At 70.4% G+C, this 19,312-nt stretch carries 20 protein-coding genes and 1 riboswitch; of the genes, 7 read left to right on the plus strand and 13 right to left on the minus strand.

The window, feature by feature from the left end:
* Positions 1–8 precede the first annotated feature (8 nt).
* Positions 9–2,093, plus strand: a complete 2,085-nt coding sequence (locus H0B54_RS10760; protein WP_246472460.1) for a response regulator — start codon at positions 9–11, stop codon at positions 2,091–2,093.
* A 104-nt stretch (positions 2,094–2,197) separates the two neighbouring features.
* Positions 2,198–2,782: a glycine zipper 2TM domain-containing protein gene (locus H0B54_RS10765; protein ID WP_188260298.1), complete on the plus strand. Its 585-nt coding sequence runs from the start codon at positions 2,198–2,200 to the stop codon at positions 2,780–2,782.
* Positions 2,783–2,878: 96 nt separating this feature from the next.
* Here H0B54_RS10765 and H0B54_RS10770 read toward each other — a convergent pair whose 3' ends face one another.
* The 5 genes from H0B54_RS10770 to H0B54_RS10790 form a co-directional block, all read right to left on the minus strand.
* Positions 2,879–3,673, minus strand: coding sequence for a DUF3108 domain-containing protein (locus H0B54_RS10770; protein ID WP_188260299.1), 795 nt, complete (start codon positions 3,671–3,673; stop codon positions 2,879–2,881).
* A 10-nt stretch (positions 3,674–3,683) separates the two neighbouring features.
* Positions 3,684–3,980 carry a GNAT family N-acetyltransferase gene (locus tag H0B54_RS10775; protein ID WP_188260300.1) on the minus strand — a complete coding sequence of 99 codons (297 nt, stop codon included), beginning with the start codon at positions 3,978–3,980 and terminating at the stop codon, positions 3,684–3,686.
* Complete coding sequence (locus H0B54_RS10780) at positions 3,977–5,590, minus strand: alpha-amylase family glycosyl hydrolase (RefSeq protein WP_188260301.1); 1,614 nt, start codon at positions 5,588–5,590, stop codon at positions 3,977–3,979. The genes H0B54_RS10775 and H0B54_RS10780 overlap by 4 nt, the downstream gene beginning before the upstream one ends.
* Before the next feature lie 10 nt (positions 5,591–5,600).
* The gene (locus H0B54_RS10785; RefSeq protein ID WP_094304622.1) at positions 5,601–6,386 is read right to left on the minus strand and encodes an SDR family oxidoreductase; all 786 of its coding nucleotides are present in this window, start codon (positions 6,384–6,386) and stop codon (positions 5,601–5,603) included.
* A gap of 73 nt (positions 6,387–6,459) precedes the next feature.
* Positions 6,460–7,416, minus strand: a complete 957-nt coding sequence (locus tag H0B54_RS10790) for a DMT family transporter (RefSeq protein ID WP_246472461.1) — start codon at positions 7,414–7,416, stop codon at positions 6,460–6,462.
* Positions 7,417–7,680: 264 nt separating this feature from the next.
* Between H0B54_RS10790 and H0B54_RS10795 the strand changes: the two genes are divergently transcribed.
* Positions 7,681–7,863 (plus strand): hypothetical protein, encoded by a 183-nt coding sequence (locus H0B54_RS10795; protein WP_014242488.1) that lies wholly within the window; start codon positions 7,681–7,683, stop codon positions 7,861–7,863.
* An 8-nt stretch (positions 7,864–7,871) separates the two neighbouring features.
* On the opposite strand, the gene H0B54_RS10800 is transcribed toward H0B54_RS10795, so the two are convergent.
* From H0B54_RS10800 to H0B54_RS10810, 3 genes are all read right to left on the minus strand, one after another.
* Entirely contained in the window at positions 7,872–8,168 is a 297-nt protein-coding gene (locus tag H0B54_RS10800; protein WP_188260302.1) for a DUF1289 domain-containing protein, read from the minus strand.
* A 90-nt stretch (positions 8,169–8,258) separates the two neighbouring features.
* A complete protein-coding gene (locus H0B54_RS10805) occupies positions 8,259–8,603 on the minus strand; it encodes a hypothetical protein (protein ID WP_188260303.1) in 345 nt (114 codons plus the stop codon).
* Positions 8,604–8,619: 16 nt separating this feature from the next.
* Positions 8,620–10,308, minus strand: a complete 1,689-nt coding sequence (locus H0B54_RS10810; protein WP_246472462.1) for a methyl-accepting chemotaxis protein — start codon at positions 10,306–10,308, stop codon at positions 8,620–8,622.
* 219 nt (positions 10,309–10,527) lie between these two features.
* Positions 10,528–10,649, plus strand: a riboswitch (yybP-ykoY riboswitch).
* Positions 10,650–10,732: 83 nt separating this feature from the next.
* Here H0B54_RS10810 and H0B54_RS10815 point away from each other — a divergent pair.
* Positions 10,733–11,296: a manganese efflux pump MntP gene (locus tag H0B54_RS10815; protein WP_188260304.1), complete on the plus strand. Its 564-nt coding sequence runs from the start codon at positions 10,733–10,735 to the stop codon at positions 11,294–11,296.
* A 26-nt stretch (positions 11,297–11,322) separates the two neighbouring features.
* Here the strand turns inward: H0B54_RS10815 and H0B54_RS10820 are convergent, their stop codons facing one another.
* Together H0B54_RS10820 and H0B54_RS10825 are read right to left on the minus strand one after the other, a co-directional pair.
* The gene (locus tag H0B54_RS10820) at positions 11,323–11,748 is read right to left on the minus strand and encodes a hypothetical protein (RefSeq protein ID WP_188260305.1); all 426 of its coding nucleotides are present in this window, start codon (positions 11,746–11,748) and stop codon (positions 11,323–11,325) included.
* A gap of 76 nt (positions 11,749–11,824) precedes the next feature.
* Positions 11,825–12,193, minus strand: a complete 369-nt coding sequence (locus H0B54_RS10825; protein WP_188260306.1) for a hypothetical protein — start codon at positions 12,191–12,193, stop codon at positions 11,825–11,827.
* A 279-nt stretch (positions 12,194–12,472) separates the two neighbouring features.
* Between H0B54_RS10825 and H0B54_RS10830 the strand changes: the two genes are divergently transcribed.
* The gene (locus H0B54_RS10830) at positions 12,473–13,162 is read left to right on the plus strand and encodes an alpha/beta fold hydrolase (RefSeq protein ID WP_188260307.1); all 690 of its coding nucleotides are present in this window, start codon (positions 12,473–12,475) and stop codon (positions 13,160–13,162) included.
* Between the two features lie 37 nt (positions 13,163–13,199).
* Here the strand turns inward: H0B54_RS10830 and H0B54_RS29750 are convergent, their stop codons facing one another.
* The gene (locus tag H0B54_RS29750; RefSeq protein ID WP_246472463.1) at positions 13,200–13,397 is read right to left on the minus strand and encodes a hypothetical protein; all 198 of its coding nucleotides are present in this window, start codon (positions 13,395–13,397) and stop codon (positions 13,200–13,202) included.
* Between the two features lie 268 nt (positions 13,398–13,665).
* On the opposite strand from H0B54_RS29750, the gene H0B54_RS10840 reads away from it, so the two are divergent.
* Together H0B54_RS10840 and H0B54_RS10845 are read left to right on the plus strand one after the other, a co-directional pair.
* The gene (locus tag H0B54_RS10840) at positions 13,666–14,499 is read left to right on the plus strand and encodes a tellurite resistance TerB family protein (RefSeq protein ID WP_188260308.1); all 834 of its coding nucleotides are present in this window, start codon (positions 13,666–13,668) and stop codon (positions 14,497–14,499) included.
* Positions 14,500–14,642: 143 nt separating this feature from the next.
* On the plus strand, positions 14,643–15,236 hold the full coding sequence (locus tag H0B54_RS10845) for an O-methyltransferase (protein ID WP_188260309.1): 594 nt from the start codon (positions 14,643–14,645) through the stop codon (positions 15,234–15,236).
* A gap of 12 nt (positions 15,237–15,248) precedes the next feature.
* Here the strand turns inward: H0B54_RS10845 and H0B54_RS10850 are convergent, their stop codons facing one another.
* On the minus strand, positions 15,249–18,659 hold the full coding sequence (locus H0B54_RS10850; protein ID WP_188260310.1) for an acyl-[ACP]--phospholipid O-acyltransferase: 3,411 nt from the start codon (positions 18,657–18,659) through the stop codon (positions 15,249–15,251).
* 3 nt (positions 18,660–18,662) lie between these two features.
* Entirely contained in the window at positions 18,663–19,256 is a 594-nt protein-coding gene (locus H0B54_RS10855; protein ID WP_188260311.1) for a TetR/AcrR family transcriptional regulator, read from the minus strand.
* Between the last annotated feature and the right edge of the window lie 56 nt (positions 19,257–19,312).

The raw sequence follows: 19,312 nt of genomic DNA on the forward strand, positions 1-19,312 counted from the left end.
AGAAGCCCATGCCCCACACCCAATTCCCCGCCCACTTCGCCGAGATCGAGGACGCCACCCTGCCCCCGCCGGAGGTCCGCGTGCTCGTCGTGGACGACGACCCGCGGAACCTGCTGGCGATGCGGGAAACCCTGGCCGACCTGGACGCCACGGTGATCCTCGCCCGCTCCGGCGAGGAGGCGCTGAAGCGCGTGCTCGACCAGGACTTCGCGGCGATCCTGATGGACGTCCATATGCCGGGCATGGACGGCTACGAGACGGCGGAGCTGATCCGCAACCGCCGCAAGTCGCGGCACATCCCCATCCTCTTCCTGACCGCCATCAACAAGGACGAGATGCACATCTTCCGCGGCTACTCCGCGGGAGCGGTGGATTACATGTTCAAACCGGTGGACCCGGTCATCCTGCGCAGCAAGGTCACCGTCTTCGTCGAGCTGTACCGCAAGACCGAAGAGGTCAAGCGCCAAGCCACCCTGCGCGAGCGGCTGATGGCCGAGAACTACCGCGTGCGGGCCGGAAAGCTGGAGGCTGAACAGGCGCTCCGCCGGTCGGAGGAGCGGCAGGCGATGATCGCCCGTTCGCTGCCGATCCTGCTCTACACCGCCGGGCCGGAGCGCGGCACGCCCTTCCGTTACGTCACCGAGAATGTCGAGGCGCTGTTCGGCTTCCCCGCCGAGCGCTTCCTGACGGACGGCGGTTTCTGGGAATCGCGCCTGCATCCGGACGACCGCGAGCGCGCCGCCGTCCAGTTCGAGGCGATGCGGCAGGGCGGCGTGTCCACGGTCGAATACCGCTGGCGCGCCGCCGACGGGCAGTACCGCACGCTTCTGGAGAAGGCCATGCTGCTGCCGGGCGAGGACGGCCGGCCGCCGGAACTCTGCGGCACGGTGCTGGACGTCACAGACACGCGGGAGCTTCAGCTGCAGCTCGCCCATGTCCAGAAGATGGAGACCATCGGCCAGTTGACCGGGGGCATCGCCCACGACTTCAACAACATGCTGACCGTGGTCATCGGCAGCCTGGAGCGGCTGGGCCGCATGGCCTTCGACGACCCCAAGGCGGCGCGGCGGGTGGAGATGGCCCTGCAGGCGTCGCTGCGCTGCTCCGACCTGACGCGGCGGCTGCTCGCCTTCGCGCGGCGCCAGCAGCTCCACCCCGAAAGCGTGGACATGGAGGCGCTGGTCCGCAACATGAGCGAACTGATGGAGCGCACGCTCGGTTCGGCGATCACCGTCGAGATCGACAGCGCGCCGTCCCTGTGCCCGGCGCTGGTGGACCGCACGCAGGCGGAGTCGGCCCTGCTGAACCTCGTCATCAACGCGCGCGACGCCATGCCCACGGGCGGCACGCTGACCATCGCCACGGCGATGGTGGAGGCCGAAGAGGGCGATGCGGAGCTGCGGCCCGGACGCTACGTGCGGATGACCGTGAGCGACACCGGCTGCGGCATGCCGCCGGAGGTTCTGGCCCGCGCCTTCGAGCCCTTCTTCACCACCAAGGAGATCGGCAAGGGCACCGGGCTGGGGTTGAGCATGATCCACGGCTTCGTGAAGCAGTCGGGCGGGCTGATCCGGGTGGAGAGCGAGCCGGGCCGCGGCACCTCCTTCCACCTTCATCTGCCCTGCGCTCCGGCGGCCGTCCGCCAAGCGAAGGCGTGCGAGGAGACCGAGGACACCGGTCCGCTGCCCGGCCAGGGCGAGGTCATCCTGGTGGTGGACGACGACCGCGACGTGCGTCAGGTCGCCGTGCTGACCCTCCAGGATCTGGGTTACACCGTGGTCGAGGCGGAGAACGGGCCGGAGGCGCTGGCCGTGCTGGCCGGGGAGCCGCGGGTGGACCTGCTGTTCACCGACGTGGTGATGCCGGGCGGCATGAACGGGCTGGAACTGGCCCAGGAGGCGCAACGCCGCCATCCCGCCTTGAAGGCGCTCTACGCCTCCGGCTACGCCCATGGCGTGGCTGGCGGGCTGACGGGCGAGGGGCCGGGTGCCGAGTTCCTGATCAAGCCCTACCGCGACCGCGACCTTGCCCGTGCCGTCCGCAAGGCGCTGGGCGGCGTGGCGGATGCCCGCCCGGAGTTGAAGAGCGCCTGACTCTGGCCATCATCACCGAACGTCATTGTCGCCCTTTTGCCCCAACCTTGAGCGTGGCCGCGGTGTTGAGATGACGGTCGCGTTGCAATAAAGGAGTAGCCGACGTGCCCGCTGTCCGCCTGTCCGGGATTCGCTTCGCCTCGGTCCTCTGCCTCGGCCTGTCCGTCGCCCTTCCCCTGACCGCCGCGCCCGCCGCGGCGCAGGTGTTCACCCAGGGCGGCTACGGCGCGCCGACCCAGACCAGCCCGCAGGCCAACGGCAACAACACCACCTTTGGCATCGACAACGACCTGCTGGGCAAGCTGGGCGGGGCCGCCGTCGGGGCGCTCGCCGGGTCGCAGATCGGCAAGGGCACGGGCAACCTGCTGGCCATCGGCGCCGGCGGCCTGCTCGGCTACTTCGCGGGCGGTTATCTGATGGAACAGCTGAGCCCCGGCAGCCGCAGCGCGGCGCAGAGCGCGGAGACCCGCGCTCTCGACGCGCCGGTCGGTCAGACCATCCGCTGGAACAGCCCGGACAGCGCCAACACCAGCGGCACCATCACCCCGATCCGCGCCGGGCGCGATTCCGCCGGACGGGAGTGCAAGGAGTTCCAGCACAAGGTGACCATCGACGGCCGTCAGGAATCCGCCACCGGCACCGCCTGCCGCGGCGACGACGGCCAGTGGCGCCTCGCCGCCAATCCTTGATCGGTTTTGGACCGCGACTGCGGTCCCGGTTGCCCATGCGACCGAAGCCCGTCGGCGAATGAGGCGATATGAGTCTGAAGCGAACGAACGTTCGCTTCAGAAGCCGGCCTTCACGCCAACGGTGTGGACCAGCACCGTCATCGTGTCGGTCGGCACCTCCACCGTCACGGGGACGACGCGCCCGCTCTCCGGCGCGCCGGCGAACCACACGGTCGCCTTGCGTTCCACCCCCTCGGCGAAGAAGCGGTCCCGGTCCCGGTCGCCCTGGAAGCCCGCCACCGGGCGGACCGTGACCGCGCAGACCTCCGCCGTTCCCGTGGCGATGCGGTAGCGCGACGACGGCAAATCCCCCTTGCCCTGCGGCGTCATGATGATGTCGTAACGGCGGCGCCCATCATAGACGGGATAGCGTCCGCCGCAGCCGCCCGACCGGCTGGCGGTGAGGATCACCGCCGCCCCGGCGCTCAACGGATCGATGCTGCCCCGGCGGCTGTCCGGCGGCACCCGCGCCGCCTTGTCGGGGCTGAGCGGCGGATCGGCCGTCACGTCCACCCCGTCGGGGCCAAAGGACAGCGTCATGATGTCCTGTTTGCGGCGCAAGCGACGCTCGCCGCGGAAGCGGTCCGGCTGGGCGGCGCCGGCCTCCAGCCGTCCGGCGGACTCGGCGTGGTAACGGAAATTGGTGAAGAGGCCGAGCCAGGGCACCGCCTCCGCCTCCAGCGCCGCCCGGTAGCGGCTGGCAGCCCCCTCCGCCTCCTCGGTCAGCACGACGCTGCCGCGCGCCAGGGAGACGCCGCCGCCCCAGGCGGGGGAGGCGAGTTCCCGCGGCGCGGCCGCCCCCCCCCCCGGCAGAAGAGTCAGCAATCCGGCGGCCAGGAGAGTCCGTTTCACGGCGAACGCCTCACGTCGATGGTCCACCCCCCGCGACGACCAGATCCTGGTACTCCGGGTGGCGCTGGATGTATTTGGCCACGAAGGGGCAGACCGGCACAACCTTCTGCCCGCTGGAACGCGCGTCCTCCAGCGCGCCGCGGGCGAGGGCGGAGCCGATGCCCTGCCCGGCCATGCTCTCCGGAACCTCCGTATGGGTGAAGACGATGGCCCCGTCGCGCTTTTCGTACTCCACCACCGCGGTGGCGTCGCCCACAGTCAGCTCGTAACGGTTCTTGGCCGCGTTGTTCTTCACGTCCCCGCTCATTCCCCACCCTTTCCCTTGTCGTCGAAGCCGATCACCACCCCCTCGTCGGGCCGCAGGCGCAGGGCGCCGGACACCGGCTCCCCACCGCGGTCGAGATGGGTGGACAGCCGCATATGGGCACCGTCCGGCACCGCGTCCACCATCCGCTCCTCCGCCGACAGGTTCAGCAGGATGCGGAAGCGGCCGCTTCCATGACGGCGCTCATAGACCAGGACGTCGCCCTCCGCCGACACCGGCTCGTAGCGCCCGACCGACAAGGCCGGTTCCGCCCGCCGCAGAGCCAGCAGGGCACGGTGGAGCGCCAGCATGGAGGACGGGTCGGCCGCCTGCGCCGCGACGTTCACCCGGTCATGGTCGGGGCTAAGCGGCAGCCAGGGCTCGCCCGTCGTGAAGCCGCCCCGCGGGCCGTCGTCCCAGGGGATCGGCGTGCGCACCGGATCGCGGCCCAGCCCCAGGCCGGGGATGTTTTTCTCCCACGGGTCCTGCACGCGATCCGGCGGAATGGGCACATCGGTCATCCCGATCTCGTCGCCCTGGTAGAGCGTCGGCGTGCCGCGCAGGGTCAGCAGGAGCATGGCCGCCACCCGCGCTTGGCCCGCCCCCAGCCGGGTCGCCACACGGGAGCGGTCGTGGTTTCCGAGCACCCAGTTCGGCCAGCCGCCGGGCGGCAGGGCGGCCTCGTAGGTGCGGATCAGCGCGGCCAGCGCCTTGGCCTCCCACGGGGTGGACAGCAGATGGAAGTTGAAGGGAAGCTGGAAGCCCGTCAGGTCGGCGCCGTAATAGGCCATGAGCTGGTCGATGGGCAGATAGGCCTCGCCGATCAGCAGTCGGTCAGGACCGTAGAGGTCCACCACACGCCGCATCGCGGCGATGGCGTCGTGAACCTCCGGCTGGTCCACCGTGTGGAGGCGGATCACCCGGCTGACCGGCGACATGCCCTCCCGCCAGCCGGGGTTCGGCGGGTTGTCGCGGAACTGCGCGTCCTTGATCAGGTGGTGGATGGCGTCGACCCGGAACCCGTCCACCCCGCGGTCCAGCCAGACGCGCAGCGCGTCGAGCATGACCTCCCGCAGCGCCGGGTTGCGCCAGTTGAGGTCCGGCTGCTCCTTCAGATAGGCGTGGTAATAGTATTGGCCGGTCGCCGCGTCCCATTCCCAGGCGCCGCCCCCGAACTCCGACAGCCAGTTGTTGGGAGGTCCCCCATCGGGAGCGGGGTCGCGCCAGATGTACCAGTCCCGCTTCGGATCGCTGCGCGACGAGCGGCTAGCCTGGAACCACGGGTGCCGGTCGGAGCTGTGGTTGGGCACGAAATCCAGGATCAGCTTCATGCCCCGGCGGTGCAGCTCCGCCAGCAGCCGGTCGAAATCCTCCATCGTCCCGAACAGCGGGTGGATGCCCGTGTAGTCCGACACGTCGTAGCCGAAATCGGCCATCGGCGATGGGTAGATCGGCGAAACCCACAGCGCGTCCACCCCGAGCGCCTGGAGATGATCGAGCCGGGCCAGGATACCCGGCAGGTCCCCCACCCCGTCGCCGTTCGAATCCTGGAAGGAGCGCGGGTAGACCTGATAGATCACCCCGCTCTGCCACCACGCGAAGCCGTCCGCCATGAGCGGTCCCTCAGCCGATCAGCAGGGACTCGGCGCCGTCGATCCAGACGGGCGTGCCGGTGATGTGCTTCGACCGGTCCGACGCCAGGAACAGCGCCAGCTCCGCCACGTCGGCGCTGCTGCCCGCCTTGCCGCGGGTCAGCGGAACCTCGCCATCGGGGTACTCGGCCGCTTCCTCGGCCTCCTCGGTGTTGCGCGCCTGGGTGTTGTCCTGGATGGCGGTGTCGATCATCCCCGGGCAGATGGCGTTGACACGGATGCGGTGCTTGGCCAGCTCCAGCGCCAGCATCTGGACCATGGCGACCTGCGCAGCCTTGGTGCAGGAGTAGGCGGTGGCCCCGGCGTTGCTGAACACCCGCGTGCCGTTGATCGAGGCGGTCACCAGCACCGACCCGCCGCCCGCCTTCTTCAGATGCGGCACCGCGTGGTGCAGCGTCAGGTAGGTGCCGCGCAGGTTGATGTTGATGGTGCGGTCCCACTCCTCCGGAGTCAGCTCGTCGATGGGCGCCCAGACGCCGTTGATCCCAGCGTTGGCAAAGACGATGTCCAGGCGCCCGTATTCCTGGACCAGCCGCTCCACCGCCCGCTTCACGGCCTCGCTGTCGGCGACGTCGGCGACCAGGGGGATGGCCTTGCCCCCCGCCGCGGTGATCTCCTCGGCCGTCTTGCGGATCTCGTCCTCGGTGCGGCTGAGGACGCCGACGCTCGCCCCGGCGCTGGCGAACAGGGTGGCCGAGGCCTTGCCGATGCCCGACCCGGCCCCGGTGATGAGGGCGACTTTTCCGTTCAAATCCATGATGAAGCCGGCTCCGCTGCTTGTGCTGGGACAGCAGAGCCAACCGATGGAGGCCGGGCCGGTTCCCGTCTTTCTAGGCGCCCGCAGCGGGCGCGCGGCGGTTCACCAGCCAGATGCCGGCGCAGACCAGCAGCATCGCCGCGGCGAGGCTCGCGCTGACCCGCTCGCCCAGCAGCAGGGCGCCGGACAGCACGCCGAACAGTGGCGTCAAGAAGGTGAAGGCCGACAGGCGGGCCGCCGGGTAGCGGGCAATCAGCCAGAACCAGGCGAGGTAGGAGGCGAAGGCCACCACCACGATCTGGAAGGCGAGGCAGGCCAGCGCCAGCGGGCCGGGCGCGGTTACCCCCGCCTCGCCCATCAGCAGCGAGGCCACCGGCATCACCGCCCCGGACACGGCGAGCTGGTAGAACAGCACCTTGGTCGAGCTGGCCCGGACCAGCCGGCTGCCCTTGATTACCAACGTGGTGGCCGCCCACAGCACCGCCGCCGCCAGCACCATCAGATCGCCGATCATCTCGCGGTTCGTCGGCAGGCGCAGCCCGTCGGCGAAGGCCACCGCCACCCCGATGAAGGCGCAGGCCAGCCCGGCCGCCTGGACGCCGCGCATCCGTTCCCCCGGCAGCAGCAGATGCGCCCCGACCGACACCAGGAAGGGGGCGGTGTAGAGGAACAGGATGCTGCGCGACACCGTGGTGTAGGACAGCCCGGCATAGACCAGCAGGAACTCCCCGGCGAACAGCAGCCCGGCCAGCAGGCCCAGCCCCAGCGTGCCATCCCGCTCGAACAGGCGCATGCCGCGCAGCGCCGCCCAGGCCCACAGCAGCGCCAGCGCGCCCAGCGAGCGCAGCCCGCCCTGGAGCACCGGCGAGAATCCGGTCATGGCGACCTTGATGGCGACCTGCTGCAGGCCCCAGAGCAGGCAGAGCAGGACCAGCGTGGCGGAGGCGGCGCCGTCCAGCTCCGCGCGGCGTTCGGTCATGGCGATGGCGGTCATGATGATGGCTGCGGCGGCGCGGCGGTCCACCGCCATCCCCACCGCACGTCCTCCCGGTTTTTCTTCCTTCGTCGTGCAGAATGGGACGGCACCGGGAAGCCGGTCAACGAACGCCTGCGAAGGGCAGACCCGCGCGGACCCGGTGGCCGGGACGGACTTTTGTGCAATGCGGTACGCAGGCATGCCCATAATGCGCAGCTCACCGCCGCCCCGAGGTTCATATTGAACGGGCAATCGACGGCGCCGCCTCTGCGGCACCCACCCCTTCCACAGCAAATCAACACCGGAAAAGGAACGGACGTGATCCACAAGATCATGGACAAGATCGACCGCGTCATCGCCCAGAAACGCGAGAGCGGCGAGCTTGATGCTTGGCTTTCCAACGGCATGGCACGCCGTTACTGCCAGGAACTGACGGCGTCACAGAAGCACTATTACCCCGCCCTGCTGCTGTATGTGGAACGGCACGCCGGGATCGGGTGAGGCGGTGCTCACTCCGCCGCTTTGACCAACGGCCCCTCCAGTTCCAACCGGCGGGCGCGCAGGGTGGCGAGCTTCGTTTCCAGCTTGCGGATTTTCTTGTCGAGCTTTTTCGCCCGCTTGCCATCCTTCTTGGAGACGGTGCCGCCGCGCGCGGCGATGCGGGCGTTGATCGCCGCCTTCGTCTCGTCCGGCAGGCGTTTCCAGTGCCTGACCTCCGCGCGGGTGCGGAAGCAGCCGATGCAGCGGTCCGCCGCGTCGTAGCGGCAGAGCTTCGTGCAGGGATTGCGGGTGTGGTGCGTGCTCATAGCGCCATAGGATGGGTGCGGCAGCGGCGAAGGGAAAGCCCCCGCCACCCCGTCCTGCGGACGATTCTCAAAAAAGCGGGTCTCCGTTAATCAGGGTGTCACGCGCCCGGACAGGCAGGAGGCCCGCGCCCGCCCGTCCACCGCCGCCGCCGCGGCGCCCGCAGTCCCCTCCCCGCCGTAAAGCGCGGCGGGAAGCGGACGGCCCGTGGCCTCGCCCTCCTTGCGGTGCCAGGACAGGATGCAGGAGCACACCCGCACCGCCGCCTCGGTGGAGCCGGTGTTCTGCGCCGCAAAGGGGCTGGCCTCGCAGGCTGCCAGGAAATCCCGGTTCGCGTCGGTCCTCCCACCGTCCGGCGGGTCGCCGCTGAAGACCAGCAACGCTGCCAAGCACGCGAAGAAGAACACGAACAGCAGCGAACGCGGGTTGCGGAACACGGGCCGTCCCTTCCCTTCAGGCCGAGCGGATCTGCCGCAGGAACGCCCCGGCCTGCTCGCGCAGGGCCAGCGCCTGCCGGCCGAGATCGGCGGCGGCGGAGCGCACCTCCGACGCCATGGTGCCGGTTTCGTGCGCGGAGTCCGACACGTCGCGGACGCTGCGGGTCACCTCCGACGTGCGGTCGGCGGCGCGCTGGACGCTGCGGGCGATCTCGCCGGTGGTGGCGTTCTGACGGTCGGCGGACTCGGCGATGCGGCTCACCAGATCGTTGACCGCGACCACCGTGCGCCCGATGCCCCCGATGGCCGTCACCGCGCTGCCGGTCACCGCCTGGATCTCCGCGACCTGCTGGGCGATCTCGTCGGTCGCCTTGGCCGTCTGGTTGGCGAGGCCCTTCACCTCGTTGGCGACGACGGCGAAGCCCTTGCCGGCCTCCCCCGCCCGCGCCGCCTCGATGGTCGCGTTCAGGGCCAGCAGGTTGGTCTGCGCGGCGATGCTCTGGATCAGCGTCACCACCTCTCCGATCTTGCCGGCGGCCGCGGCGAGCCCTTCGACCGTGTGGTTGGTGCGCTCCACCTCCTCCACCGCGTTGCGAACCATGCGAGAGGACTCGTCGATCTGGCGGGACACCTCGACGATGGAGGCCGTCAGCTCCTCGGTGGCGCCGGCCACGGTCCGCACGTCGTCGCTGGCCTCGCCCGCAGCACCGCTGACCGCGGCGGCCTGCCCGCTGCTGCTCTCGGCAATGCCATGCAGGCGCTGGGCGTTGGATTCGAGCTGAGCCGTGGTGGCGCTCAGCGTCTCGACGACGCTCAGCATCGTCCCTTCGAAGTTGCGGGCGACGGAGTCCAGCGCGTCGCGGCGGTCCCGTTCGGCGCGGGCGCGCTCCTCCGCCTGGGCGGCGTCGAGCCGGGCGACCCGCTGCGCGTTCTCCTTGAAGACGCTCAGCGCCTGAGCCATGCCGCCGATCTCGTCCTTGCGGCCCAGCGCCGGCACGGCGACCGACAGGTTCCCCGTCGCCAGCTGCTCCATGGCGCCGCGCATGGCGGACAGCGGCCGGAAGATGCGCCGTGACAGCAGCAGGCAACCGCCGGCCACCAGGAGCGTCACCACCGCGCCAAGCCCGCCGATCATCGTCTGGGTGTCACGGATCGGGGCGAAGAACTCCGCCTTCGGCACACCGACATAGAGCACGCCCACCACCGTGCCGGACCGGTCCTTGATCGGGTCGTAGGCGGTGTAGAAGGGAACGCCCAGGATGTCGGCCTGCCCGCGGTATGGCTCGCCCCGGACCAACACCGAATCATAGACCGGCCCCTTGGCCAGCTTGGTACCGATGGCGCGCCCACCATCCGGCTTCTGGACGTTGGTGGTGACCCGCGTGTCGCCCATGAACAGCGTGGCGGTGCCGCCGACCAGCGTCTTCACCCGATCCACCGGCTCGAAGAAACCGTTCAGAGCCCGGTCGCCGGCGTAAAGCGTGCCATCGCGAACGCTGATGTCGCGCCCGTACTGGTTCAGCACGTCCCAGGCGACGCGCATGTTGGTTTCCTGCCGCTCGACCGCCATGCGCTCCGCGTAGCGGCTCAGCAACGTCTCGTTGACGGCAAACGTGACGCTCGTCAACAGCACCAACCCACCGACACACAGCGACACCGTCTTGCCCGAAAGCGACAGCGAGCCGACCCCCGTCAGCAATCCCATGGCGAACCCCCACGCCCAATCTTGCCCATCAAATCGAAGCGTTTCGCACCCCTACGAACCGCACCGGCATAAAGGCGTCAGAGGCTCTTAACAAATCCTTCCGCGGCGCACCATGCTCCACGCATGGCGATGCTCGACAGGCGCTTCTTTAGAGTGATTCAAATATATATGAACAGCTGTTCATATAGATTGACACCCACACTTACCGGCGTTAGGGTCCGCCTCGTCATTGGGGAGTAGCCACCCTCCAGCGAGAGGGGCGCGCGCCAACAGACTCGGGACCTTCCTGCATCAGGGCGTCCCGTGGCGCGTGCGGCAGCCGGACACCGTCCGGCCGGTTCGGCAAGACCGATGGTGCGGACGCTCCCGAAGGCCAACCGGGCGTAGCCGTGCTATCGCGTTCGTTTGGCCGGAGCCTGTTGCCATGTTCGGTGCGACCTCCCTCGTCCTCGCCGTCAGCCTTTCCATGGACAGCTTCGCTGCGGCGTTGGGCCGCGGTGCCGTTCAGAAGCGTCCCGGCCTGTCCGAGGCGTTGCGGGTCGGCTTCGCCTTTGGCGCCTGCCAGCTATCGATGGCCTCCATCGGCTGGGCGGTGGGTTCGGCCTTCGCCGGCTTCGTCCAGGCGATCGACCACTGGATCGCCTTCGGCCTGCTGCTGCTGATCGGCGGCTCGATGATCCGCAACGCGCTCGCCGGGGAAGAGGACGACGAGGCGGCGGCCACCCGGTCGGGCTGGCTGGCCCTGCTGACCGTGGCGGTGGCGACCAGCATCGACGCCAGCGCGGTGGGGGTCGGCCTCGCCATGGCGGACGTGAACATCGCGGTGACCGGCAGCCTGATCGGCGTGGTCACCTTCCTGATGGGCTTCGGCGGCGTCCTGCTGGGCCGGGCCGCCGGCCCGCTGCTGGGCCGTCGGGCCGAACTGATCGGCGGCCTCGGCCTGCTCGCCATCGGCACCAAGATCCTGGTCGAGCACACTCTGCTGTAACGCCCAACCTTCAGCGGTCGCCGTCCTCAGGCGGCGACAGCGTGGATGGTGTGGCCGGCGGCCGCCGCGGCAACCGTTTGGGCGAGCAGGCCCGGGCGCTCCTGAACCCGGTCGCAGACGGCGCTGAAATCGATGGACAGTGCCCGTTCTCCGCGGTCGCTCAGTTCGCCGCAGCGTCGCCCAGCGTGCTCCAGGGTCGCCGCGGCGGCCCGGATGACCCCGGCCCCAATCTTCAACCGGCTGGCCCGCGCGGCCTCGGCAATGCGCGGCTCGTTCTGCGCCAGCCAGTGGGACAGCCCTTGCGCGGCCAGCGCGAACTCCCGCTCCAGCGACGCCGGGTCGCACAGCACCGCGCCGTTGGGCAGATGCAGCCGGCCGTTGGCCGACGGGAGCGACAACGCCGCCGCGATGATCGCGGAGGCCAGTTCCTGCCCGGAAAAGGGCGTCGTCATACTATCGCTCATCATGCAGGCGTTCATCGGTTCGCTCTCCAGCAGGACCCGGCGCCCAGTCAGGGCACGGACAATGTCAGGGCACGGACAGTTGCGCGCGGGCCATGCCGCCGTGCAGCGTGTCGAAGCAGACCACGCACTCCGGCGAGTCGGCGATGTAGGCCAGAACGTCCGCGTAGGGGCCGTCGATGTGGATGAGTTCCGCCCCGCGATCCTCGGTCGGCCCCCGGCTGTGGGTGATCGTCAGCATGTCCATGCGCGGACCGCGCCCGCCGGTGGTCGCTGCCAGCACCGCGGCCCGCTGCCGATGATCAGACTGCCGATGATCAGACTGCCGGTGATCGGGGCGCAGGGCGACCACGACGCCGGCGGGAGCGGCATCGTCGGCGCCGCGGACGGCGTTCGGGCGGCTTCCGGGACGGACGGCGGAAAGGGTCTTGACCATGGCGCACCTCAAGGGCTCGGGCTGGCGATACGGACGAACTGGCTTGGCGGAAGGGGCGGACAATCGCCCCGCCTCACTGTTGGTATACCGTATCCCAGAACAATCTTAGCTTCAAGAGCGATTTCGCGAAATTTTCATCCCGCTCCGCAGCAAGACATCCTTTGACCCCAAAGCCCGGGCGGCTTTTCCGCAGGGAGGAAAAGCGAAGGCTCCGCACTGGACAGACGGGCGTGGCCGTGGTCAGAGGATAGGGTCGGTCACTGTCACGGGAATCGGTCCATGGACCCGGTCGCCACTTCCGTCATCCTCGTCCACGGCGCCTTCGCCGACGGCTCCGCCTGGAGCCGCGTGATCCCCCTGCTCCAAGCCCAGGGGCTGGAGGCGATCGCCGTGCAGAATCCGCTGACCTCGCTGGACGAGGATGTCGCCCACGTCCAGCGCGCGATCGACCGCGCCAAGGGGCCGGTGGTGCTGGTCGGCCATTCCTGGGGCGGGGCGGTGATCACCCAGATCGGGAATCAGGACAAGGTGAAGTCGCTGGTCTATGTGGCGGCCTTCGCGCCGGGGATCGGCCAGTCGCCGAACGACACGCTGAAGCCCTTCCCGCCCTCGCCTGGCCTGTCCAGCGTGTCCATGGACCGTGCCGGCTATCTGCATTTGTCGGCGGAGAGCCTGGCGGCGAACTTCGCCCAGGATGTGCCGGCGGCGGAGGCGGCGCTGCTGGCCGCGACGCAGGGGCCGGTCCATGCCGGCTGTTTCCGCACGCGGGTGACCGCCGCGGCGTGGGAACACAAGCCGTCCTGGTACGTCGTCGCCAGCGAGGACCGGATGCTTCCCCCGGCCTTCCTGCGGGCGACCGCCGAGCGCATCGGCGCGCGGACGGTGGAGGTCGGGGCCAGCCACATCCCGCACGCCTCCCGGCCCGACGCAGTGGCGGCGGTCATCATCGAGGCGGCGGGCGCCCGCTGACGGGCACCCGACCGCTCCCGGTTACGGCTTCACGGCATCATCCGGCGGCGCAGCAGCAGGCGGGCTCCGGATCGGACTCGTCGTCGTTCGCGGCAAGGCAGCCGTGCGCGGTGCCCAGCAGGCGGTGAAGATAGTCGTTCCACAGCGACCCGCAGGCCGGGGCCGGCAGCGGCTGAGCGGACGGCGTCGGCGACAAGTCCAGCGGAGGCGGTTCCGCGTGCCGGTCGAAGATCATGGGCGTCTCCTCCAAAATGCCACCCACCGACCGGCGGGCGTCGGCGCTTGCTGCGCTCTGATGCGCGCCACGATAGCGGAAGTCGGTATCCTGCACAGCCTGTTCGAAAGCCACCCCACCTCCGGCATAGAGGCCGTCATAGGAGATGGATCGGCTGGTCAGGCCCATCATAGGCACCCATAGCTGTGCCGTGACGCCAAGCCCTCCCGCCTGTTGATGGGGCGCGAAGCTGCATCGACACGGACACCGATTAGGAGAGAGGCGCGTCATGGCGAATCTTCAGAACATCCTCGGCACCCTTCTGGCGACCGGCATGGGAGGGCACAGCCGCAGGAGCCCCCAGGATCTGGGGTCGATCCTGAACCGGTCGGGGATGGGCTCAGGACCGGCGATGCACGCCCGTGGCGGCATGGGCGTCGGCCCCATGGCCGGGCTGGGCGCGCTGGCCTACCTCGCCTACCGCGCCTATCAGGAGCGGCAGCAGAACATGCCACCGTCGGGACCGTCATCCGGGCAGCCGTCCTCCGGTCAGGCGCCGGCCCGCTCCGGGCAGCCGGGGACCAGCCCGTGGGGGGCGCCGCCGTCCGGTTCGGGCAACACGCCGGGGGGCATCCTCGGCGGCATCCTCGGTGGAGCCGGCGCTTCCGGCGGCGGATCGCTGGGCGAGCGGCTGTCCCAGGTCTTCCAGCAGCGCACCGCTCCCCCGACCGACGCCACCCCGTCGGGATCGGGCGAAGGAGCGTTCCCGGAACTTGCCATGGAGGACCAGCATGCCCTGCTGCTGATCCGCGCGATGATCGCCGCCGCCAACGCCGACGGCGAGATTTCCGCGGCGGAGCGCCAGCGCGTCATGTCCGCCCTGGACGAGGCCGGCGGGGGCCCGGAGGAACGGCAGATCGTGGAACGGGAACTGTCCCAGCCGCAATCGCTCGACTCGCTGGTCCGCTCCGTCACCGATCCGGACATGGCGGAGCAGGTCTATCTGGCCTCGCTGATGGCGGTGGACCGCGATCATGAGGCGGAACGCGCCTATCTCACCTACCTCGCCACCCGCCTGAAGATCGCCCCGCAACGCGCCGAGCAGCTCAACCAGGCGGCGTGACCGCTCCAACCGCAAAGCCCCCTCCCGCCGCCGTGCGGAAGGGGGCTTTTCATTGACCGCAGCCTGTTGACCGCACGCTCTTGACCCCACGGCCACAATCGGCGCAGGGTCTTGTCCCTATCTCCGCCACCGGGACCAACACCATGCTGCTGGATGACGCCGTCGACCGCGTGCTCCGCGATCTTGAGAGCTTTGGGCGCGACAACGACGCGCGCGAGGGCGACCGCGCCCGCAAGATGCTGAATCTGGAGCGCGAGACGGCAGAGCTTCTGCACATCCTGGTGCGCAGCGGCCGCCGTCGCCGGGTGCTGGAGATCGGCACCTCCAACGGCGTCAGCACCCTGTGGCTCGCCGCGGCGTTGCAGGCCATCGGCGCCACGGAGCCGCTGACCAGCATCGAGCGCGATCCGGGCAAGAGCGCCCAGGCCGCCACCAACCTGGAGCGCGCCGGCTTGGCCAGCCGCGTCAACCTGCTGGTCGGCGATGCGACGGAGACGGTGGCCGGGATGGACGGCCCCTTCGATTGCGTGTTCTTCGACGCCGACCGCTGGAGCGCCCCGGAGCAGCTTCGCCTTCTGCTGCCGAAGCTGGAGCCGGATTGCCTGCTGCTGGCCGACAACGCCCTGTCCCATCCGCAGGAGATCGCCGGCTACATCGCGGCGGTGGACGCCCTGCCCGGCTTCGGCTCCACCATCTTCCCGGTGGGCAAGGGGCTGCACGTCGCCTGCCGCCCCTGACCGCAGCGTTCGTCACGCCGTCTCGCTCGCCAGCATCTCGGCGGCCAGCCGGCTGACGGCCGGGTAGTCGGTCTTGCCGGTGCCGAGCAGGGGGATGGCCTCCACCCGCAGAACGTCGCGGGGGATGGCGATCTCCGGCGCGCCCTTGGCCTTGGCCGCCGCCGCCAGCGCATCCCGCGTCAGGCCGGTGCCGGCGGTGACCAGAACGATCCGCTCGCCGCGCCGGGCGTCCGGCAGGGCGATGGCGGCGTGGGCGGCGTCGGGATCGGCCTGGAGCGCCAGCTCCTCGACCAGCCCCAGCGGGACCATCTCGCCGGCCACCTTGGCGAAGCGCTTGACGCGCCCGACGATGCGGATGAAGCCGTCGGCGTCGATGTCCACGATGTCGCCGGTGTCGTGCCAGCCGTCCTCCGGCGGTTCCACCGCGCCGGGGTTGTCGGCGCGCATGTAGCCCTTCATCACGTTCGGTCCGCGCACCCGCAGCCGCCCACCCACGGGCACGCCAGGGACCGGCAGCAGTTCCGTCTCGATGCCCGGCAGGGCCTGCCCGACCGTGCCGGGGCGGAAGCGGGCCGGCGTGTTGACCGCGATCACCGGAGAGGTCTCGGTGGTGCCGTACCCCTCCAGCAGATGCACGCGCAGCCGTTCCGTGTAGGTGCGGCGCGTCTCCTCCTGCAACCGCTCCGCCCCGGCGAAAACCAGCCTCAGCGAACGGAAGTCGTAGGGGTCCGCCGCCCGCGCCCAGGCGTTCAGGAAGAAGTCCGTGCCGAACAGCACCGTGGCGTTGGTCTGGTAGACCAGCTCCGGGATCAGCCGGACGTGGCGCGGGTTGGGGTAGAGCACCGTCTTCACCCCGTTCAGGATCGGCAGCAGCATCCCGCCCAGAAGCCCGAAGGAATGGAAGACCGGCAGGCAGTTGAACACCACGTCCTGCCGCGTGAAGTCGACGACGGAGGCCACCTGCGCCATGTTGGCGAGCAGGTTGTCGTGGGTCAGCGCCACGCCCTTGGGCGGCCCCTCCGACCCCGAGGTGAAGAGGATCGCCGCCACGTCGTCCGGCTGGCCCTGCGTGGGCAGGAACCGCTCCGGCGCCACCGACGCGGCCAGCGCCCGCAGCTTGTCGCCGATGCCCAGCCCGCGCTTCACGTCCTCCAGAAAGACGATGCTGTGCTCGGCGGCCAGCGCCTCCACCAGCGGGCCGAGCCGCCCCATCTCCACGAAGCGGGCCGACGTGACGATGCGGCGCAGCCCGGCGGCGCGGCAGGCCGCCTTTGCGGCCTCCGCCCCGGCGGTGAAGTTCAGCATCGCCGCCGGCCGCCCGTAGGCCGCCAGCCCGAAGAACACCGCCGCGGTCGGCGAGGCGGTCGGCAGCAGCACGCCCACCGCCTCCCCCGGTTCGGTGCCGCGGGCCAGGATGCGGCCGAGCACCAGGGAGCGCGCGGTCAGGGCGCGGTAGGACAGCGTCGTGAAGTCGCCGTCCTGCACCGCCGCCTTGCCCCAGCCGGTCTTCCGTCCGGCCTCCAGCAGGGCGAGCGCCAGCGTGTCGGGCCGCTGCCCGGCGGCGAAGACGGTTTCCGTCATGACGCGCGACAGCCAGGACTTCAGCACCGCCCGCCGCTTCTTGCCGGCCAGCCCCGTGACGTCCGGGGTGGTGACCGGTGGCATGACCGTGATGGTGATGCGCGGGAACAGGCCAAGCCGCAGCCGCCCATGCATCCGCGACAGGATGGAGCGCTGCGCGCCCTCGATGCAGACCGGCACGATGGGGCAGCCCGCCTTGTCGGCCAGCATGCCGGGACCGCCGTTGATCTTCATCAGCGAACCGGTGACGGTGATCCGCCCCTCCGGGAAGACACAGATCTTATGGCCCTCGGCCAGGGTGCGGGCGAGCAGGCGCGTGCCCATCGGCTTGGTCGGGTCGATGGTCACATGGTCGGCCAGCGCCAGGAAGGGCTTGGCCCAGGCCTGCTGCGCGATGAAGCTGTCCACGGCGAAGCGCATCCCCGGCAGGAAGGCGGCGAGCAGCGCGCCGTCCAGGAAGGACTGGTGGTTCGGCGTGACCACCGCCGCTCCCTCCAGCCGCTCCAGATGCTCCGCCCCGCGCAGTTCGACGCGGAAGGCCAGCCGGAAGAAGGCGCGGGCCAGCGCCCGCCCCAGGCCCACCGCGTCGATGGCGAGCGCCAGGACGACGGCGGCCAGCATGCTCGCCCCGCCCCAGGCCGCGACGGTCAGCGGCGTGACGCCCAGCGCCAGCATGGCCGCCGCGATGCCCGAGCCGATCACCATGAACAGCGCGTTGACCACGTTGGCCGCCGCGATCACTCGCGCACGGGCCGAGACCGCCGCGCGGTGCTGGATCAGCGCGTAGAGCGGCACGGCGAAGGCGCCGCCCGCCGCGGCGATCAGGAACAGGTCGGCCAGCAGCGGCATCGCCCAGGGCTGGGCCAGCAGCGCCAGCGCCGACAGGGGCTCGGCCGATGGCGCATCGGGCGTCAGGAAGGGCAGCGCCGCCCCGGCCACGGCGGCGACGAGGCCCGCCAGGGCGGCGCGGCGCGCGTCGGCGCGCGACGGCACCCGGTGCCCCAGCCCGGCGTAGACGGAGCCGGCCGCCACGCCGACGGCGAAGACCGCCAGCAGCAGGGTCGCCCCCGCGCTGTCGGTGCCCAGCGTTTCCCGCGCGATGGCCGGAAACTGCGCCATGACGACCGCGCCGACGCCCCAGAAGACCGAGATGCCGTAGATCGCCAGCATCGACACGCGGTCCTGCGCGGTGGCCCGCAGCACGCGCAGGGTGACCGACACCGGGTTCAGCCCGACGCGCACCGTCCGGTCGGCGTTGCCCGCCCGCGGGATCAGCAGCGACGCCGCCAGCCCGCCCAGCGCCGTCGCCCCGAGCAGCCCCGGAAGCGCCAGCGGATGGGCCAGCGCGAGCGAGCCGCCCGCGATGGTGCCAAGCAGGATCGCCACGAAGGTCCCGGCCTCCACCAGACCGTTGCCGGCGGTCAGTTCCTCCGGTTTCAGCAGGTCGGGGAGCAGCCCGTACTTGACCGGCCCGAAGACAGTGGAATGGGCGCCCATGCCGACCAGCGCGACGATCAGCACGCCGAGGTCGGCGCGCAGGATGCCCCAGGCGGCAATCGCCATAAGGCCGATCTCCGCCACCTTCACGGCACGGGCGATCAGCGTGCGGTCGAACCGGTCGGCCAGTTGCCCGGCGGTTGCCGAGAACAGCAGGAAGGGCACGGTGAAGGCCGCCGCGGCGAGCGTTGAGATCAGCGCGCCGTCGCCCGCCGTCCCCGCCATGCCATAGACCGCCAGCACCGCGATGGCGCCGCGCAGCACATTGTCGCCGAAGGCGCCGAGGAACTGCGTCACGAACAGCGGCAGGAAGCGCCGCGTGGCGAGAAGGCCGAGTTCGCTCATGCTTCAGGCTCCCTTTCCTGTGGACAGGCCGCGCAGCAGCGCGTCGGCAACCGTGTCGGCCAGCGTGCCAAGCGGGGCCGTCTGCCGTCCGTAAACGTGCGACTGGATGTTGAGGACGATGGCGCCAATGACGGTGTGGGCCAGCGCCTCGCGGTCGGCGTCGACGATGCTCCTCTCCGCGATGCCGTCGCCGACGATGGCGCACACCACGTCCACCGGCGTCTCCAGCCCGTCTTTCATCAGGGCGGGCACCGGCGGCAGCGCGTCGTGCTGCGACAGCAGGAGAAAGCGCGCGCGGTCCGGCGCCGCCTCGACCAGCCCAAAAGCCCAGACGATGACGCGGCGCAGCCGCTCCGGCGCCGGACCGCTCCCCGCCGCCTCGCGCAGGCTGTGCGACAGGGCGGTGTATTCGGCGGCGAACAGGGCGGCGGCGAGATCCTCCTTGCTCGCCCAATGGCGGTACAGCGCCCCCTCCGACACCCCGGCGGCGCGGGCGATGTCCTTGATGGTGGTCGCCTTCACCCCCTTCTGGGCGAACAGCGCGATGGCGGCGTCCCGGACCTTGTTGCGTGCATCGATGCGGGCATCTTTGGACATGGCACTTCCGTTCGTGGCGTCCATTATGAGTGAACGTTCACTCACATCCTGCACGG

The organism is Azospirillum tabaci, from assembly GCF_014596085.1.
Lineage (GTDB): Bacteria > Pseudomonadota > Alphaproteobacteria > Azospirillales > Azospirillaceae > Azospirillum > Azospirillum tabaci.

Coding starts and splice junctions, on each gene's coding strand:
- H0B54_RS10760 (WP_246472460.1), top strand. CDS start 9: ATGCCCCACACCCAATTCCCCGCCCACTTCGCCGAGATCGAGGACGCC.
- H0B54_RS10775 (WP_188260300.1), bottom strand. CDS start 3,980: ATGAGCGGGGACGTGAAGAACAACGCGGCCAAGAACCGTTACGAGCTG.
- H0B54_RS10780 (WP_188260301.1), bottom strand. CDS start 5,590: ATGGCGGACGGCTTCGCGTGGTGGCAGAGCGGGGTGATCTATCAGGTC.
- H0B54_RS10785 (WP_094304622.1), bottom strand. CDS start 6,386: ATGGATTTGAACGGAAAAGTCGCCCTCATCACCGGGGCCGGGTCGGGC.
- H0B54_RS10790 (WP_246472461.1), bottom strand. CDS start 7,416: ATGGCGGTGGACCGCCGCGCCGCCGCAGCCATCATCATGACCGCCATC.
- H0B54_RS10800 (WP_188260302.1), bottom strand. CDS start 8,168: ATGAGCACGCACCACACCCGCAATCCCTGCACGAAGCTCTGCCGCTAC.
- H0B54_RS10810 (WP_246472462.1), bottom strand. CDS start 10,308: ATGGGATTGCTGACGGGGGTCGGCTCGCTGTCGCTTTCGGGCAAGACG.
- H0B54_RS10815 (WP_188260304.1), top strand. CDS start 10,733: ATGTTCGGTGCGACCTCCCTCGTCCTCGCCGTCAGCCTTTCCATGGAC.
- H0B54_RS10820 (WP_188260305.1), bottom strand. CDS start 11,748: ATGACGACGCCCTTTTCCGGGCAGGAACTGGCCTCCGCGATCATCGCG.
- H0B54_RS10825 (WP_188260306.1), bottom strand. CDS start 12,193: ATGGTCAAGACCCTTTCCGCCGTCCGTCCCGGAAGCCGCCCGAACGCC.
- H0B54_RS10830 (WP_188260307.1), top strand. CDS start 12,473: ATGGACCCGGTCGCCACTTCCGTCATCCTCGTCCACGGCGCCTTCGCC.
- H0B54_RS29750 (WP_246472463.1), bottom strand. CDS start 13,397: ATGATCTTCGACCGGCACGCGGAACCGCCTCCGCTGGACTTGTCGCCG.
- H0B54_RS10840 (WP_188260308.1), top strand. CDS start 13,666: ATGGCGAATCTTCAGAACATCCTCGGCACCCTTCTGGCGACCGGCATG.
- H0B54_RS10845 (WP_188260309.1), top strand. CDS start 14,643: ATGCTGCTGGATGACGCCGTCGACCGCGTGCTCCGCGATCTTGAGAGC.
- H0B54_RS10850 (WP_188260310.1), bottom strand. CDS start 18,659: ATGAGCGAACTCGGCCTTCTCGCCACGCGGCGCTTCCTGCCGCTGTTC.
- H0B54_RS10855 (WP_188260311.1), bottom strand. CDS start 19,256: ATGTCCAAAGATGCCCGCATCGATGCACGCAACAAGGTCCGGGACGCC.